At 64.7% G+C, this 16,423-nt stretch carries 15 protein-coding genes and 1 pseudogene; 8 read left to right on the top strand and 8 right to left on the bottom strand.

Features of this window, described 5'->3' with window-relative positions; all coding sequences use genetic code 11:
• The first annotated feature begins 432 nt into the window (after nucleotides 1-432).
• From ASF26_RS19970 to ASF26_RS19960, 3 genes are all read left to right on the top strand, one after another.
• A complete protein-coding gene (locus tag ASF26_RS19970) occupies nucleotides 433-882 on the top strand; it encodes a hypothetical protein (RefSeq protein ID WP_056258303.1) in 450 nt (149 codons plus the stop codon).
• 89 nt (nucleotides 883-971) lie between these two features.
• Nucleotides 972-1,457 carry a hypothetical protein gene (locus ASF26_RS19965; protein WP_056258300.1) on the top strand — a complete coding sequence of 162 codons (486 nt, stop codon included), beginning with the start codon at nucleotides 972-974 and terminating at the stop codon, nucleotides 1,455-1,457.
• Nucleotides 1,458-1,472: 15 nt separating this feature from the next.
• Nucleotides 1,473-1,919: a hypothetical protein gene (locus ASF26_RS19960; protein WP_056258296.1), complete on the top strand. Its 447-nt coding sequence runs from the start codon at nucleotides 1,473-1,475 to the stop codon at nucleotides 1,917-1,919.
• Between the two features lie 201 nt (nucleotides 1,920-2,120).
• Here ASF26_RS19960 and ASF26_RS19955 read toward each other — a convergent pair whose 3' ends face one another.
• The 7 genes from ASF26_RS19955 to ASF26_RS19925 all read right to left on the bottom strand — a co-directional run bounded on the left by ASF26_RS19955 (nucleotide 2,121) and on the right by ASF26_RS19925 (nucleotide 10,315).
• A complete protein-coding gene (locus ASF26_RS19955) occupies nucleotides 2,121-3,482 on the bottom strand; it encodes a CmpA/NrtA family ABC transporter substrate-binding protein (protein WP_056258291.1) in 1,362 nt (453 codons plus the stop codon).
• 162 nt (nucleotides 3,483-3,644) lie between these two features.
• A complete protein-coding gene (locus tag ASF26_RS19950; protein WP_056258284.1) occupies nucleotides 3,645-4,412 on the bottom strand; it encodes a sulfite exporter TauE/SafE family protein in 768 nt (255 codons plus the stop codon).
• A 79-nt stretch (nucleotides 4,413-4,491) separates the two neighbouring features.
• Nucleotides 4,492-5,442, bottom strand: coding sequence for an MBL fold metallo-hydrolase (locus ASF26_RS19945; protein WP_156463058.1), 951 nt, complete (start codon nucleotides 5,440-5,442; stop codon nucleotides 4,492-4,494).
• A 10-nt stretch (nucleotides 5,443-5,452) separates the two neighbouring features.
• Nucleotides 5,453-6,787: an FAD-dependent oxidoreductase gene (locus tag ASF26_RS19940; protein ID WP_056258279.1), complete on the bottom strand. Its 1,335-nt coding sequence runs from the start codon at nucleotides 6,785-6,787 to the stop codon at nucleotides 5,453-5,455.
• Nucleotides 6,784-7,980 (bottom strand): acyl-CoA dehydrogenase family protein, encoded by a 1,197-nt coding sequence (locus ASF26_RS19935; protein ID WP_056258276.1) that lies wholly within the window; start codon nucleotides 7,978-7,980, stop codon nucleotides 6,784-6,786. Before ASF26_RS19935 ends, ASF26_RS19940 begins: the two co-directional genes overlap by 4 nt.
• Nucleotides 7,981-8,039: 59 nt before the next feature.
• Complete coding sequence (locus ASF26_RS19930; RefSeq protein WP_056258272.1) at nucleotides 8,040-8,591, bottom strand: OsmC family protein; 552 nt, start codon at nucleotides 8,589-8,591, stop codon at nucleotides 8,040-8,042.
• Between the two features lie 212 nt (nucleotides 8,592-8,803).
• Nucleotides 8,804-10,315, bottom strand: a complete 1,512-nt coding sequence (locus tag ASF26_RS19925) for a sigma 54-interacting transcriptional regulator (RefSeq protein WP_244476011.1) — start codon at nucleotides 10,313-10,315, stop codon at nucleotides 8,804-8,806.
• 965 nt (nucleotides 10,316-11,280) lie between these two features.
• Between ASF26_RS19925 and ASF26_RS19920 the strand changes: the two genes are divergently transcribed.
• From ASF26_RS19920 to ASF26_RS19900, 5 genes are all read left to right on the top strand, one after another.
• On the top strand, nucleotides 11,281-11,505 hold the full coding sequence (locus ASF26_RS19920; protein WP_056258265.1) for a hypothetical protein: 225 nt from the start codon (nucleotides 11,281-11,283) through the stop codon (nucleotides 11,503-11,505).
• Between the two features lie 449 nt (nucleotides 11,506-11,954).
• Nucleotides 11,955-13,091: a hypothetical protein gene (locus tag ASF26_RS19915; protein ID WP_056258261.1), complete on the top strand. Its 1,137-nt coding sequence runs from the start codon at nucleotides 11,955-11,957 to the stop codon at nucleotides 13,089-13,091.
• A 144-nt stretch (nucleotides 13,092-13,235) separates the two neighbouring features.
• Nucleotides 13,236-13,574: a DUF2958 domain-containing protein gene (locus ASF26_RS19910; RefSeq protein WP_056258258.1), complete on the top strand. Its 339-nt coding sequence runs from the start codon at nucleotides 13,236-13,238 to the stop codon at nucleotides 13,572-13,574.
• Nucleotides 13,575-13,973: 399 nt separating this feature from the next.
• Entirely contained in the window at nucleotides 13,974-15,791 is a 1,818-nt protein-coding gene (locus ASF26_RS19905) for a DUF262 domain-containing protein (RefSeq protein WP_082477718.1), read from the top strand.
• A 185-nt stretch (nucleotides 15,792-15,976) separates the two neighbouring features.
• Nucleotides 15,977-16,147, top strand: a complete 171-nt coding sequence (locus ASF26_RS19900) for a hypothetical protein (RefSeq protein WP_244476010.1) — start codon at nucleotides 15,977-15,979, stop codon at nucleotides 16,145-16,147.
• A gap of 177 nt (nucleotides 16,148-16,324) precedes the next feature.
• On the opposite strand, the pseudogene ASF26_RS19895 reads toward ASF26_RS19900, so the two are convergent.
• A pseudogene (locus ASF26_RS19895) lies at nucleotides 16,325-16,423 on the bottom strand (IS5/IS1182 family transposase); the annotation flags it as partial.

Below are 16,423 nucleotides of genomic sequence, written 5' to 3'. Positions count from 1 at the left end.
TGTCAACCGCGGCGTCGAACTCTACCGAGGAGACTTTCTCACAAGCCTCGGGAAGCCCTACGCGACGCCTACGATCGGGGATGCCGCAGCTTATGATGATTGCTCGTCGGTGCCCACTCGTTCCGGCGGTAGATCTCTGCCTGACTGAGCACCCGTTCTCACCTTCTTCAACGGGTCGACACCAGACCTCCTGACATCGAGGCTGTGTGTCCGGTTCTGGGCAGCCACCTGATGTCCGCATTTGGCGCAAACCAGAAGCTTACGGGCCTCCTCCAACGGCGTGTAGAGGCATACACCTGAAAGCTCAGTTTGGTATGCCGGCAACGGCATGAGGCAGTCTGCCACACCCAGAATCAACGTTGCCCTGTAAATTTCAGGCGGGCCAACGTGAATCCCCTCTGTCGGCTTTTCCGACAGCAGAGGACACACGCGATGCCTTCCACACTCGCCCGCGCAGCGGCTTCCCAACAGGTCAAGTCAGCTCGCTGCCGTCCGTTCATCATCGCCCTGGCAGCCGTCGGGTCTCTGCTCACATCAAACGCTTACGCAGATCTGAGACTGGAAGGTCGCTTCCAGGGGCGGGGCGATGGCCGCCTCGAACTCCAGGTGCTCGTCGTCGATAGAGATGATGAGAACAGCGCGTATCTGGTGATCGCGGATACGGCGATCCTGAACCAATGCACGGGTGAGGTCCGCGGCACCGCCAGGAAGCTGGACGCGAGCACCCTTCGTCTGCGGGTGAAGGCCGACGATCCCAACGAGTTCTGCGAGATTACGGTTCGCTACAACGGCGAACGCAGCCGCGTGCAAATCACCTCGGAAAACTGCGACCACTTTCACGGACCGTCCTGCGACTTCGGCGGCACCCTCAAGCGGCGCTGAACGGGTGACGGTGGGGCCAAGCCCCGTCGATACCATCGGACCAATTAGCCCCACAGCACGCCTCCCACTTCGCTAGGAACGGACCTTCCATGAAGCGTAAGATGATCGCGCTCGCCCTTGCCCTACTGTCAGGCGAGGCAGCGCTGGCCAACCCACCCGTCGACGAGGTAAACCCAGGGCATTGCCTCGAACTCAAGGTCAACGGGCAAGCTACCTCCTGTAACAACGACCTCCGCCTCGTGGACGATGGCGAAGGCGAGGTCACGTTCGTCACCGGCTACGGTGACGGCAAGACGGGCGCGAAGATGGTCGTCGCGTTCACGACGGCGCAGACGCCCGACATGGAGAACGCATACGGCTACGCCCTAAGCGTGAACTCACTGACCCTGATGTCGGTCAACGCACCGGACACGCAGAAGCATTGGCCCGCGACCGGGCTCTGCTTCATGGTCAAGCCGAACCCAGTGCGGGCGGGCACGACGGCGATCAAACAGGACATCGTCGTGATGTGTTCGGCGACCCTGACCGACACGGCCGCACGAGTACGACGGATCGACTGGAAGTTCATTCTTTGAAGGGGGCGATGACGCATGACGAACACCCTCGACCAGCCTACCGATGGGCCAACACCGTCGGTTGCGACTTCTCTTCCACCGAGCGTCGGCATCTTCTGGGGCCTACGCGAGGGCGATGGCTCCTGGGAACTGGTTCATGCCAGGCTCCCGCTGTCGGAGGCGGAGCCCTATGGCGACTGCCTGACCTACCCCGGCGCGCACTACGACATTTGGGAGGGCTGGCGCCGCCTACGTCCGGCCGGCCTCCGCAAACGGGGCCTGCCGACGATGATCGCGTCCTACGAATACGAACATTTTCCCCGTGGCCGCATCGTCTACGAGACGGTTCCGCGCCACTTCGTCCTGTATGCAGATCGTCGGCTACAGCGGCCCAGTATTATCGACAGGTTGCGATGGGTATTCGGCCTTACCGATGCTGCCGTAATCGTGCGCAGCGACTCACATTACCGAACAATTCCGTAGCCGTTGATCATGGTGGCCCAATGGGGCCTCACCACGTACGTTGGTGGGCAACAGATCCTTCTCCCTCTATCCGCAAGCATTTCGGGTCCTTTCTGAAAGAGGAGTGTCTCCCACTGGTCGGATTTTCACCTAACTCGCATCAGCCGGCCGCCGACGCTTGAGTGAATAGTTCTGTCACGGTCCCACACAGATGCGAATGATTCAGCCGGCCCGCTTGATCTTAAAGGAGTCGATGTACTCCTTCGGCTTGGCCGGATCGAAGGTCTTACCCATCACCGAGAAAGTCTTGGTGGTCGCCGTCGGCGGGGTGAGGCCGGCTTCCTTCATCAATCTCGCGGCATCGGTCGCACGGTAGACCTGCTGCGCCACCGCCTTGTAATCGACATCGCCCTTGATCTGACCCCAGCGCTTCATCTGCGTCATGGTCCAGACCGCAAAGCTCTCGTATGGGAAGGGATCGAAGGCGACGCGCTTGGGGTCCTTCTTCACGCCGCCGAGCCCATCCGCGTAGGTACCGGTGAGGACCTGCTCGATGACGGTCTGGGGCTGGTTCAGGTAGTTCGCCGGAGCGATGGCGGCGGCGATGTCCTTGCGGTTCTCGGGCTTGGAGGCATGCGCCGTCGCTTCCATGATGGCCCGCAGCAACGCCGCCGTCGTGTTCGGCATCTGCTGGATCGTATCCTGCGCGATCGAAAAGGCGCAGCAGGGATGCCCGTCCCAGATCTCCTTCGACAGGATATGGATGAAGCCGACGCCATCGTAGACCGCGCGCTGGACCACGTTGTCGGGTGCCAAGAACCCGTCGATATTGTCGGCCCGCAGGTTGGCGACCATGTCGGGCGGCGGCACCGAACGCAGCTGTACATCCGCGTCGGGATCGATGCCGTGCTCGGCCAGATAGTAGCGCAGCAGGTAATTTTGGTTCGAGTAGTCGAACGGAATCGCGAACTTCATGCCTTTCCAGTTCTTCGGGTCGCGGTTGTCCCTATGCTTCATCGCCAGGCAGATCGCCTGGCCGTTGACGTTCTCGATGGCCGGCACCGCGAAGGGCACCGCGGCCGAGCCGAGCCCCAGGCTGATCGCGATGGGCATCGGCGCCAACATGTGGGCGGCGTCGTATTCCTTGTTCAGGGTCTTGTCGCGGATCACAGCCCAGCCGGCGGTCTTGACCACATCGACGTTCAAGCCCTGCTTTTCGTAGAAGCCCATGGGTTTCGCCATGATGATCGGCGTGGCGCAGGTGATCGGGATGAAACCGACCTTGAGGTCGCTCTTCTCGGGCTTCGCCCCTTCCGCGAAGGCCTCGGCCACGAACCGCGTCGGCAGGAACTGGCTGATCGCCGCCGCGGCGGTCGCTGCGCCGACGCTTCGGAGGAAGGCGCGGCGCTCGGCTTCCCGCGGGAATACGGCACGCATCATCGACGTTTCGACGACCCGCTGGACAGCGGCGTCGCCCGTCGGGAGCGCCGCCTCGTGCTCGGCCTGGCTCACATGCACCCCGCAGCTGCAGCCACGGCGGCTCAGGCGGGGTCGTGAACCGGAATACTTATCGAACAGGGCCATCGCGGACTCCGGTGATGATCGTTTAGAAAAATGGCAGCAAGAACTGAGCCGGCAGGTCTGTTTCCGGAGAGCGGCTGAAGGCCAATACTCGTTCGGATCTCAGGCCGGATCGTCTTCATTCGCGGTGTCGGCCGGTGGCGAACACCCTCGTTGCGCTCGGATCTACCGCATCAGCATCACCAGCCCCGCGCCTCCGATGATGGCGGCCAGCACCGTGTCCAGCGCGCCCTTGCGGGCGATACAGACGGAACGAAGACGAAGGCCGATGAGGCCGCCTCCCGCTCCCCCGGCCACGAAAGCCAGGACGAGGGCCCAATCCACGAGGTGGGACAGCGCGTAGCTCAGCCCGGTCGTCACCCCGAAGGCCGTGATGACCACGAGGGAACAGCCGACGGCACTCACCAGCGGCATCCCGGTGGCGGCGACGAGTCCGGGGACGATGAGGAAGCCTCCGCCGATGCCGAAGAAGCCCGACAGCAGGCCCGTGGCGCTTCCGTAGCCGACGAGTTTGGGCACACTCTCCCGAGTGACCTCCATCGGCGCGGTGGCCGGTGCGAACCGTCGCTTGAACATCAGGCCCGCCGCCGCGAGCATCACCAGAGCGAACAGGAACTGCAGGCGGTGCCCGTCGAACTGCTTGCTCAGATCCGCGCCCAGCAACGCGGCGACGATGCCGGCCGCCCCGAACAATCCCGCCGCGCGCCACGGGACCCGGGCGACCCGAAGATGGCCGACGAGGTTGACAAGAGAACAGGCGGCGACGGCGAAAGCGCCCGTTCCCACCGCCACATGGGTGTTGCGCAACCCCACCACGTGGATGAGCATCGGGAGGGCGAGGATTGAGCCGCCGCCGCCGACCAGCCCGAGGAGGAGCCCGACCAGCGAACCGGAACTCGCGCCGAGAGCGTATTGCACAGGTTCGAGCGTCAACACCCGCTCCCCTCGATCGGCCGGATCGGGCGCTGCGGGAAGACCCGCGCCGGGGACGGTCCAAGCGCTTCGCCCATGCTCATGACCGGACCGTCGTCAGCGGAATCTTGAGGTAGCGCGTGCCGTTGGCCTCCGGTTGCGGCAGGCGTCCGCCGCGCATGTTCACCTGGATCGACGGCATGATCAGCCGTGGCGCCTTCAGGGTGCGGTCACGCGCGGTGCGCATCGCGACGAAATCGTCCTCCGCCATTCCGTCGCGGACGTGGACGTTCTCGGCCCGCTGAGTGGCCACCGTCGTCTCGTAGATGAACTCGTCCCGGCCGGGCGCCTTGTAGTCGTGGCACAGGAACAGGCGCGTAATGTCTGGAAGCGCCAGCAGCCTTCGGGTCGAGCGGAACAGCTGCCGGGCGTCGCCGCCGGGGAAATCCGCACGGGCCGTGCCGTAATCCGGCATGAACAGGGTGTCGCCGACGAAGGCCGCGTCCCCGATCACGTAGGCGAGGTCGGCGGATGTATGACCCGGTACGTGGAGCACAAGGGCCTCGATCCCGCCGACCGCGAAACGGTCGCCGTCATCGAACAGGCGGTCGAACTCCGCGCCGGCGCGGGCGAACTCGGTGCCGGCGTTGAAGAGCTTCCCGAACTCGTCCTGGACCTGGACGATGCCACGGCCGATCGCGAGCCGTCCGCCGAGCTGCTCCTGAAGGTACGGGGCGGCCGAGAGGTGGTCGGCATGGACGTGGGTCTCGAGGATCCACTCCACCGTCAGGCCCTGCGCGCGCACAGAGGCGACGACCCGGTTCGCCGCCTCGTAGGACAACGTCCCGGATGCCGGGTCGAAGTCGAGGACGCTGTCGATCACCGCCGCGGAACGACTTTGGGGATCGTGGACGACGAAGGTCGCGGTGTTCGTCGGCTCGTCGAAGAAGCCTTGCACGACAGGTCGGGGAACAGCGCCCGAGAGGGTCGCCGCCACCTGTTCGTGCGCCTGCGAGAGAACGGGATCGAGTGCGGGAACGGCGCTCGTCATCGGCGACTCCTCAGGCTGCGAGCCAGGCGGTGGTGCCGCCGTCGTGCCGCTGCTCCATCGCAAGGCGGCGTTCCGTGTCCTCGACGACGTGCCAGGGGGCGCCCGGAACCGGGATGCCGTGGAGCTCGACCGGCGCGGAGCGCGTCTTCAGGCGGATGACGGGTGCGGCGTGCGCGTAGCCCGGATGCGCCCGGCCGACGATGGCATGCGCGATCGCCTCGGCTTGCCGTGCGACCGGCTCGATGTAACGGCAGGGCTGGCCGTCGATGCTGATGCAGTCGCCGAGGGCGAAGATGTCGGGTCGGCTTGTCCGCAGCGTCGACCGTTCGACGACGATGCCACGTTCGAAGGCGAGGCCGGCTCCACGGACGAGCCGCGAGGGCGTGGCGAGGCCCGTCGCCGCGACCACGGTGGCGGCGTCCAGCACCCCGCCGTCCGAGAGGGCGAGCGTGACATGGCCGTCCGGCCTGCGGCTCAGGCCGGTCACCAGGGTGCCGGCACGGTAGCGTACGCCCAGGCGCTCCAGGCCCGCCAGGAGGCGAAGACCGGCCATCGCGGGCAGGAGTTCGGGCAGCGGAAGCGTCCCGGCGCCGATGAGCGTGACGCCATGACCGGCACGCGTGAGATCCTCGGCGAGTTCGCAGCCGACCATGCCGGCGCCGATCACCGCCACGGTGCGAGGACCGCGCCCGAGTTCGGCATGCAGGGCGGACCATGCCGCGAGGTCGTTGATACGCCAGCACAGCGTGGGGTCGAGGCATGCCGGCAATGCCGCACGGGCGCCGTGGGCGAGAACGAGCTGCGTGTAGGCCAGGGTGCCACGGGTCGTCCGCAGCCGATGCCGATCCGGCGAGAGGCCCACCGCTACCGTGTCGGGCATAAGATGCAGGCCGAGGCGGGCCGCCGCGGTCGCGCCGCTCTCCCGGCGCAGAGTGTCCGGTGACATGCCGCGTCCGAGCGCGACCGAGAGTTCCGGCTTGTGGTAGACGTCGCCGCTGCAGGCCGTCACCAGGGTGATCGGAACCTGCGCATCCTCGGCGCGGATCGCCGCGGCGACGCTCCAGCCCGCCACGCCGGCCCCGACGATCACCACGCCCGGCCGGCGCTGCCGGACGAGGGGAACGGGCGCGGGCGCGACGGATGCCCGCCGCTGATAGGGCTCGAAATCCGATTTCGTGACGCCGCAGATCGGGCAGGCCCAATCCTCCGCGATGTCCTCGAAGCGGGTGCCGGGAGCCAGCCCGCTATCGGGATCGCCTTCGCCCTCGTCGTAGATCAGGCCGCAGGCCCGGCAGAGGAACTGTCTCCAGGGCCCGAGCCCGTCGGTCGGCGCGAGCGCGGTCATGCCCGGCCTCCCTCGCGGGTATCGGACGGAAGGATCTCCCGCGACAGGCGGGCCATCTCCCAGCGCAGATGCTTGATGGCGGGCGTGACGATGGCGACGAAATGCGCTTCGCGGATACGCCGTTGGGGCGCGGCCGACATCAGGTAGCCGCGTGCGCCCTGGTGGAGCAGGGCGGATTGCGAGGCGCGAAGCGCGAGCTCGGAGGTCTGCGCGCGGGCGTCGAGCACGTCGATCAGGTAGTCGTTCGAGCCGTCATAGGGGGATTCGGCGAGCTCTAGAATTCGGGTGCGGAGTTCGGCGAGTTCGGCCGCAATCTGTCCGGGGCGGTCGTCGAGGAACTGGTTGACGTGCCCGAGGATCTCCTCGACCGCGATCATGGAATCGAGGCTTCCCTCCGCGACGCCGAGGCCCATGCCGCATTGAAGCAGGATGAAGGCGGCTCGGATGCGGCCGATGAAGGGGCGGGCGGGATCGGCGATCAGCTCGTCCTGGCCGACGAAGTACTCGTCCAGGCGCAAGCCCCAGGTGCTGGTGCCCTCCATGCCGGAGAATTGCGGACAGGGCCGCAGCTCGGCCCGGTCGCAGCGCAGCAGGAACATGATCTCGTGGCTGATCGTGTCGCCCGCGCCGACGACACCCGCGATGGCGCCGCAATACTGCCCCGGTCCGATGTGGCTGACCCATGGCAGCATACCGTTGACCCGGTAACCGCCCGGCACGCGCCGTGCGCGCAGCAGGATCGGTTCGATTCCGGCAAAGGCCTTCATTGGGTTGGAGAGGGCCGTGCCGCCGAAGGTGCGACCCGCGGCATGGTCGTCGAGAATGGCCCCCGTCAGGGCGGGATTGCCAGACTGTTCCAGGTAGAGGCCGCAGACGTTCTGGCACCACATCAGGAAGCCGGTGGCACCGCAGGCACGGCTCGCCGCCTGCATGGCGGCGATGGAGAGGCCGACGCGGGTGCCGTGCCGGTCGAGGTGGACGCCGAGAGCGCCTGCGCCACCGAGCCCGGCCATGATGTCGAGCGGGTAGGCCCCGTGGTCGATCTTGGCCGCTGCCGCGCTCAGGGGACCGTCTGCAATGGCCGTCGTTCCGGCGAGGACGGTCTCATCCGTCCATTCGGAAGCGGCGGGCGTGACGCGTGGCGCCACCGCAATGGGGTCATCGGCCAGCCGAAGAGCGGGGGCGCTCGACATCGTGCAATCTCCTCAGAAGGGATCGGACGGGGCGGGACCGACCGGTCCCGCCTCCGGCTTCAGTCGGCCAAGCCGATGTCGAAGGGGATCGGGTTGCGCATGGAGTTGGCGACCGGCGAATAGACATTCGCGTGGCGCACGATCTCGTCGAGCTCCTCGCGTGTCGCGTCGCCTTCGATGGTCACGGCGACGCGGATCGCCTGGAAGCCCATCTCCTCCGGCTTCTTCTCGGCACCGCCCGCACCCCAGGCGGCCGGGTTTCCGATGTCGCCCTCGATGTGGAGTTCGAGGCGCGACAGGCGCACCTGCTTCCACGTCGCCACGGCGGTGATGCCGACGGCAAGGCAGCCGCCCAGCGCCGAAAGCACGATCTCGCCGGGTGCCGGGGCGGTACCCTCACCGAACAGGTGCAACGGCTCGTCGACGACGACCGGCTGGTGATTGCCGACATAGCTGAGGGTTCGATACTGGCCGTCGACGACGGTGTGGACCTTGTTTGTCCCGCGTGAACCGGGATTGGCGCGGCCCTTCTCGGCGAACTTGGCGAGGCCGTCGCGATCGATCGGACGCAGGTAGGTCGTGAGGGTCGTCGGGGCGGCGCTGGCGCTCATGGTTAGCTCCTCTTGCTGCACGTGCCCCACTCGTTTTTGGGGCCGGCTCGAGGAGGGATGCGCAAGGCCGGTGCCAGGGCGGCCGTGCGCTCAATCTTTTTGAAAAGCCTTATGCAGCAGTAACTTAATGAGGGTCTCGGTTCGCTCGTCCAGATCTGCGCCCCGCCGAATGTCGACACTATGTCGACATTGTCGAACTTTGTCGGTCCGGCTCAGGGCGCGGGCTGAAGCTTCCTCCATCGGTAGGAGAACTGGCGCTCGGTGAGGCCGAGTCTCTGCGCGGCCCGGGTCTTGTTCCCCCCGGCCTGGGTGAGCGCGAGGCGCAATTGCTCGTGTCCGTGCGAGTCGGCCGACAGATAGGGGCGGATCGTCGCCATTGGGGCGGCCAGGAAATCCCTTTCCATGGAGCCGGGGAGGGCAATCGACGTCCGGGCGGCGTCTCCGAGCATCGGCCGCAGGTCGTCCACATCGAGCACGCCCTCACTCGACAGCAGCACCGTTCGCTCGATGAAATTCGCGAGCTGCCGGATATTGCCCGGCCATTGCTGGCGAGCGAGATAAGCGATCGCGGCCTGTGTCAGGTTGACGTTCCGCTGGTTCTCCTGGTTCGCCCGCGTCAGAAAATGCAGCACGAGATCGGGAATATCGCCCCGTCGCTCCGCGAGCGGCGGCAGCGTGATCGGGATGACGTTGAGGCGGTAGAACAGGTCTTCGCGGAAGCGGCCCTGCGCGACGTTTCCCGCGAGATCCCGGTTCGTCGCGGCCACAAGGCGCATGTCGACCCGGATCTCGCGCTTGCCCCCGAGGCGCACGACGGTGCCCTCCTGAAGGGTCCGCAACAGCTTGGTCTGGAGGAGGGCGGGCATCTCGCCGATCTCGTCGAGAAAGATGGTGCCATCGCTCGCCTGCTCGAACCAACCCGCGCGGGCCTCGACCGCGCCGGTGAACGCGCCGCGCTCGTGGCCGAACAGCTCGGATTCGAAGAGGGTTTCGGGAATGGCCGCGCAATTGACCTTGATGAAGGGCTTGCCCCGCCGCGGGCTGGCGAGATGGAGCGCTCGCGCGAACAGTTCCTTGCCGGTTCCCGAATCGCCGAGCAGCAGGACGCTCGCCGTCGCGCTCGCGACCTTCTCGACCTGAGCGAGGGCGCGCAGGAGCGCTGGCGACGTGCCGATGATGCCGTAGCGAGCCCGCTTGATGCGAAGCTCACGCGCCAGCATGTCGTTGTGTTCCTCGAGCGCGCGCGTCTTCTGCTCGACGCGCTCGTTTAGGGTCAGCAGCTGACCGATCAACGTAGCGATGATGCGCAGGATGGTGAGATCGTCGGAGAGCGCCCTCTCACGGTGGCGGATCCGGTGACAGGCGATGGCGCCCACCGTTCTTTGCTCCACCCGGATCGGAAGCGCCAGGAACGAGACGATCCCTTGCGGAAGCTTGGCGCGTTCGACGGCCCGCCTGAGGAAGGCCGGATCTTTATCGATGTCCTGGACGATGATGAGATGGCCGTCCTGGATGACGCGCCCGGTAATGCCGTCTCCAAGAGCGTAAACGCCACGCTCGACCTCCGCGCGCGTAAGGCCATAGGAATGCGCGATACGATAGCCATCCCCGTTCGGGTCCTTCAGGACGATCCGACCGCGGTTGAGCCCGACGATCTCGGATAGGAGATGCAGCATCTCTCGTGCGACGTGGTCGAGGCGGATACCTTTGCCGATCAGGTTCATGACTTCTTGAAGAAGGAACATTTCCTGTGTGCGCCAGTGCGCGCTCAATGCAATCTTGCTCCCACGTCTATTGGTCACCTAAATGCACCTCGCGCTTCCCACTCGAAGGTCGGCCAATTTGCAAGCTTCGTGCTAACAGATAAAGAGGACAGTCAGGAAAGAAGTGAGAGAAGGCCGCCCTGTCGGTCGCCGCAACTACAGGGGGATTGTGAGCTGTCATACCAGCGTTTTCTGCTTTCGTCTCATATCGACGACGGACTGGCAACAATTCATCTAGCCAAGCCTTATGTCGCTTACACTCAATTTTTTGCGAAGCGGACATTCCGAAGGTCAGTAAAAGGTTGACGGACGGCTCCTGCAGCTGGACAACATCCGCGATAAGCAATGCGGCCCCGTCTTCTCCTTCAGCGGACGATATAGCTTTGGCGCAATGTCCTGCGGAGGTAGACACAATCGCTGCAAAGCGAAGAACTATCCAATCTTAAGCTTTACGATTATACGAGCGTCGCCGAGCATGTTCGGCAGCGCCTCACCGTAAGCTTGCTACATACACCGACGCATCGGCCTACCCCTTACACTCAAGCTTTCGGGCCAGGTACTCTGTCCCGCCCAACTCTTCCCCTTACATCGTGCATCGGATCAAGCTGCGGTGAGGCGTCCCTTCGACTGGATGGCTCACAATGCTTCGACGCCGTATCGCCCCTGCTGACATTGAAGGTACGATCAAGATCGTTCGTACCCTCGGCGTGGCAAACGATACGATCTGGTCGGTTCTAAAGGGACCGAATCTCTTCGCGTTACGCCCGGATTCCTTCCGGCTTCCCCTCGTCGGTATCCGCCTCTCTGCCGTGCGGGGTGATCGAGGAGCACTCATGCTTCGCCGTGCTGACGGCGCAATCGAAGAACGATGCCCTCTATGGACGACCACCATATCGCGTCAGCGATTCTCGGCCACCACGGATGGAATGACCGACTCCGAACAGGAAGATGACGGGACCGGATTGGCTCTCTCGTTCGACTGGGCACCGATCCGCTCAAGATCAGGGCAGAACCAGACCGAACTGGTCTTGCGCATTCGGTATCGCCTGGAGCCGTTCTGGCTCGACGAGATGGCCCATGCGCTGCGTGATCTCGCGGACCACACGATGGACCGCCTCGTCGCCCGTACAAGGCCGAAGCAGGACGCGTAACCGGCGTCGCCACATCCGGCGCACCAGCGAGACGGACAACACACCGGCGCAACGCTGCAGAGGGAGCAGGCGCAACCGTGTGTTTTCGAATGTTCGAACCCGCTATAAAAGAATTAGGGCATTCGAATACCGGATGGGATAGCGAGTACGGCACGTAGCCGTCCGGTAGGCGCCGGCATGCACCCAACCACCTACGTCCCTACGTACGACCGCTGGCACTGCGTACGACCAGCCCCTACGCCACCTACGACCTGCCCGCTGCCCACGCAGCCACCACGTCGGCACGTCCCCCAGCCCACTCAGCCAACACCGATCCGGCACCCCGCTACCACCAATCCTTCGTCCGGCACGCCGCCATTGCCACTGCCGCCCATTCTCGTTCATGATCCGACCATCAACGGGAATCCTGACCTGACCGCACCACCGCGGCCGCATGTCAGGATTTCCTCATGGCCCACAACGCCCTCATCCCGCTGCCCCCCGCCAGCGACCACACCCCTTCGTCCACCCATCTCGACGCCTTCGACCCCACCGGGCTCGGACCGCTCACCATCCTGCCGATCATCCCCGAGGCGCAGCGCCGAAACCACCACGTCTTCATCCCCGCCGACCACCGCTTCAAGGCCGCCGCCCGCTTCCTTCAGGCCCTCTGGCGCGAGGACCACGACCTGCCCACCGGCCACCTCCCGGCCGGCACGACCGGCAAGCGCCGCCGCCTCGGCTCCCGCATCAGCACAACGGCCGGCGACCAGGGCGCCAACTTCCTTCATCCCGACATTGTGCCGACCGTCGCCCGCGCCCTGGCTTACCGGGAACTTGGCGCCGTCTATAACGTCGAACGCCTCAAGACCAACCTGCTCTCGTCCCAGCCCCTGACCTTCAACCTCTTCGCCCTGCTGCAACGCGACCCCGCCCTCGCCATCCGCTTCGTCGCGGACCTGTTCCCCGGCGTCATGACCGAGGTGACGGAGTTCATCTTCGAGCACAGCCCTGGCCGCGGCGACCCCCGCTTCACAGCAGACGGCACCGCGTTCGACCTCGCGATCCGCGGCCACTCGGCAACAGGCGACCGGGTCTTCATCGGCATCGAGGTCAAGTACAGCGAGAGCGGTTACGAACCCGCGCCACGGCTCAACGACCGGTACACGACCCTCGCCCCGACCACCGACCTCTTCATCGACCCCACCGCCCCGACCCTAACAACCAACCCCTGCCAGCAGCTCTTCCGGCAGCACTGCCTCGCGGCCACGATCCTGGACGAAGGTCTCGCGGACTACGCCGTCCTCGCGTTCATCGCCCCCCAGCACAACCATTTGGCCCACGCCGCAGCTACGACCTACGCCCGCCAACTCCAATCGGCTCAAGCAGGGCGCATCCCCTTCATCCCACTCACCCTCGAACGCGTGATTACAGCTATTGCCGCCGCCGGCCTGCCCGGACACGCCCGCAACCTCCACCGCCGCTACACCGACTTCTGGCTGGTCGACGGCGAGCTTCATCTCGACACCGTCCCCGAGACGCTGTTCACAGCCGCCGCCACGTCAGCCCGCCGCTCCCGCCGCCCGGCCACAGCCACCGCGGCCTGACATCTGACACCAGCAGCCACCGGCCGCCCCTTCATCCGATATCACCGCGAACCGACTCCGTCCCGGCCCCCAACGGCCAGGACGGGGACCGCATGCCACCAACCCAACCCACCCCCGAAGGTGCGAACCAACACCACCGCCAACATGATTACGGACGCCGACCGCAGCCAACTGCTCACGAACGGACACAAGTCGCAGCACGACCCCAACTTCGACCCGCCCCCGGTCATCAGGCTCTTCATGCCCGACGGCCCCGGCACCTGTCTCCTCAGCGAACTCGACCCAACCGAGCCCGACCGCGCCTTCGGCCTGTGCGACATCGGCCACGGCTGCCCGGAACTCGGCTACGTTCTCATTAGCGAACTGCACGCAATCCGCGGCCGCCTTCGTCTACCTATCGAGCGCGACGCCCACTTCACCCCAGACCGGCCACTGTCCCAATACGCGAGGGAAGCGCGGGCAGCTGGCCGCATCACGACCTAAACAACCGCCCTTCATCGAGACCGGCGGCCCACCACACCGACGCAGCAAACACGGCTACACAACGCCACCGGTCACCCGCCCCCTCGAGTGACCACATCTCACAATTCTCGCGAAATCAGCCCAGTCTAAGTGTTTGAAACTATGGAACCCGAACCGCGCCAGTTCTGCCCGGATCGCCCCTTCATCGCCACCGCCGACCTGTAGCTCAGCCCCACCACCTCAACAGGGCTATCCCCCCTAGCTAGCCGGCCGGTTCGTGCGGGTAGCGGTAGCGGTAGCGTCAAGCTGTCGTCCGCACGCGGAAGCCACACCACCTCAAATTCTGAAAACGCCGATGGACGCCGCGCCGGAAGCTTGGCAGCTAGTCCGTCATCCTCATGATGGTCGTTTAGCTCCGCAATGTCTTACGTCTCGTCCACCATCGGTCGCGTCCTCGATCAGATCAATCGAAGCTACTTCCTGCCCGCAATCCAGCGCCCCTACGTCTGGCAGCCCGAGCAGATCGTCGCCTTGTTCGATTCCCTTCTGAAGGGGTACCCAATCTCTTCCTTTCTATTTTGGGAGATCCGACCCGAGCGGCGCACCGACTGGGAGATCTACAAGTTCATCGAGAACTTCCGCCACGGCGACACACACAACGAGATGGCCGAGCCCGACGGACGCGACATCAACCTCGTCCTCGACGGTCAGCAGCGCCTGACATCGCTGCTCATTGGCCTGCGTGGTACGTACTCAGTGCGCGCGAAGTACGGTCGACGACACAACCCCGACTCTTGGAGCCGGCAGCGTCTCTACCTTGACCTTCTCAAGGACCCAGCCACCGATGACGCGGTATCCGACGACGAGGACCTCGGCATCACCTACGGACTGCGTTTTTTCGAGCAGGAGCCGAAGAGCGACGCCCAGCACCTCTGGCTGAAGGTCGGACGCATCCTCGACTGCATCAGCGACGACGCTTTCGATCGGCTTAAGGACGCGATGGTCGATGCCCTGCCTGACACGTCCACAAAGGCGCAGGGGAGAATTGTCGAAAAAACCCTCGACCGACTCTACCGTATGGTGTGGAAAGACGAGGTCATTGCCTACTACACCGAGAAAGATCAGTCCTACGACCGCGTACTCGATATCTTCATCCGCGCCAACGACGGCGGGACGAAGCTAAGCAAGTCCGACCTGTTGCTATCGATGATTACCGCGCAGTGGGAAGGTGTCAGCGCCCGTCAGGAGATCTACACATTCGTTGACCACCTGAACGATGGGCTCGACGCGAAGAACCGGCTCGACAAAGACTTCGTAATGAAGTCCTGCCTCGTGCTGTGCGACCTAGATCAGCGCTACAAGGTTGGCAACTTCACGACGCCCAACCTCGCGCGCATCGAGGCAAACTGGACGCGCATCAAAGCGAGTCTTGAAGCGACGCTGCGACTCGTGAACCGCTTCGGCATCGACGGGGAGACGCTGACCTCGCTCAATGCGCTCCTGCCGATCGCCTATTACCTCCATAGAATCGGCGGCGGCAATCTCGACGGCTCGACACCGTTTGAGGCCTCCAACGCACGACACGTCCACCAGTGGCTGCTCGGTAGCCTCCTAAATGGCGTGTTCGGCGGAAGCTCTGACCGGACGATCGGCGTGGCACGTGCAATTCTGCAGGAGGCGTTAAAGACGGGGCGGGACTTCCCCCACCGCGCTCTTGTTGAGGGCCTGGCCTCGCGCGGGCGAGCGATCGCTTTCGACGAGAACAACATCGAAGGTGTCCTCGACGTCGGCTACGGTAAGCGTACCTGCTTCCTGGCGCTCTCGCTCCTCTACGACACGCAGGCTTGGGGTTCGACGCCGCACCACATCGACCACATCATCCCGCGATCGCTTGCGGACCGAAAGGCGCTCGCTGCCCAGAACCTAGCGGAACCGCTCATTCAACGTATCCTCGACAGCGTGAACCGGCTGGGGAACCTGGAACTGTTGCTCGCGCGCGAGAACCTTGAGAAGAGCAACTTGCCGTTCGAACAATGGCTGCGCACTCGCGATGTCGCGTTCTTAGATCGGCATCTGATCCCAAAGGATCCAGCGCTCTGGCAGGTTAGCGCGCTGCCCGAGTTTGTCGCCGCACGCGAGGAATTGATCCGACAGCGTCTACGACAGCTCGACCTCGACCCGGCGGGCGCAGCGCCGCCGGTACCGGCGGCCCTGACGAGGAGTGCGGTGGGAAACTGATCGGCGGTGATGCCACCACCACTACCGGCATCACCGCCTTGTCCTGTGACACCGGGCAGCTTCAGGCGCCGCAGCCGTCGTCTGCCATACCCACAATTTCCCCCCGATCAGCAGCGCGCTTCGTGCGCGTCACACCAGACGGCGAGCGATTTGTGCCCCACCGCTTCGGCGACGGCTTCTTTCGCATGGCCGACCCCGCCCACGGCAGAGTCAAGCATCATGCCGCCAATCAGATCGCCGTGCGAGACGACGAGATCAGCGCGTATCTTCAGCGCGGGTTCCTCCTGCGCATGCGCGGGGAGCGGAAGGGGCAGGTCAATCTGATCGCGGCGGCCGAGATCGTGGGGGAGGACTAGGCTCCCCAAAATTCGCCTGGCTCAGCAATCCGTCGTAAACCATTGATAAATCATCACTTATTGATGCGCATTGCCATTTCTCCCCTGAGAATGTCCACTTCCTGTACTGAAGCGAAATGGCAGTTCTCTCAAAACGCGGACAATCGCAGTCCAACAACTTTTAGGGTCTGGACTCAATCAGCACCAGAAGGCGATGACAGCGGCGAGTGCGACGGCGGAGGCATAGTTGCGGGCCAGCTTGTCGTATCGGGTGGCGATACGACGGAAGTCTTTGAG

It is taken from the genome of Methylobacterium sp. Leaf93 (assembly GCF_001422345.1).
GTDB classification, from domain to species: domain Bacteria; phylum Pseudomonadota; class Alphaproteobacteria; order Rhizobiales; family Beijerinckiaceae; genus Methylobacterium; species Methylobacterium bullatum.
The sequence above is the reverse complement of the archived record's forward strand: the minus strand, read 5'-3'. Positions and strand labels throughout refer to the sequence as shown.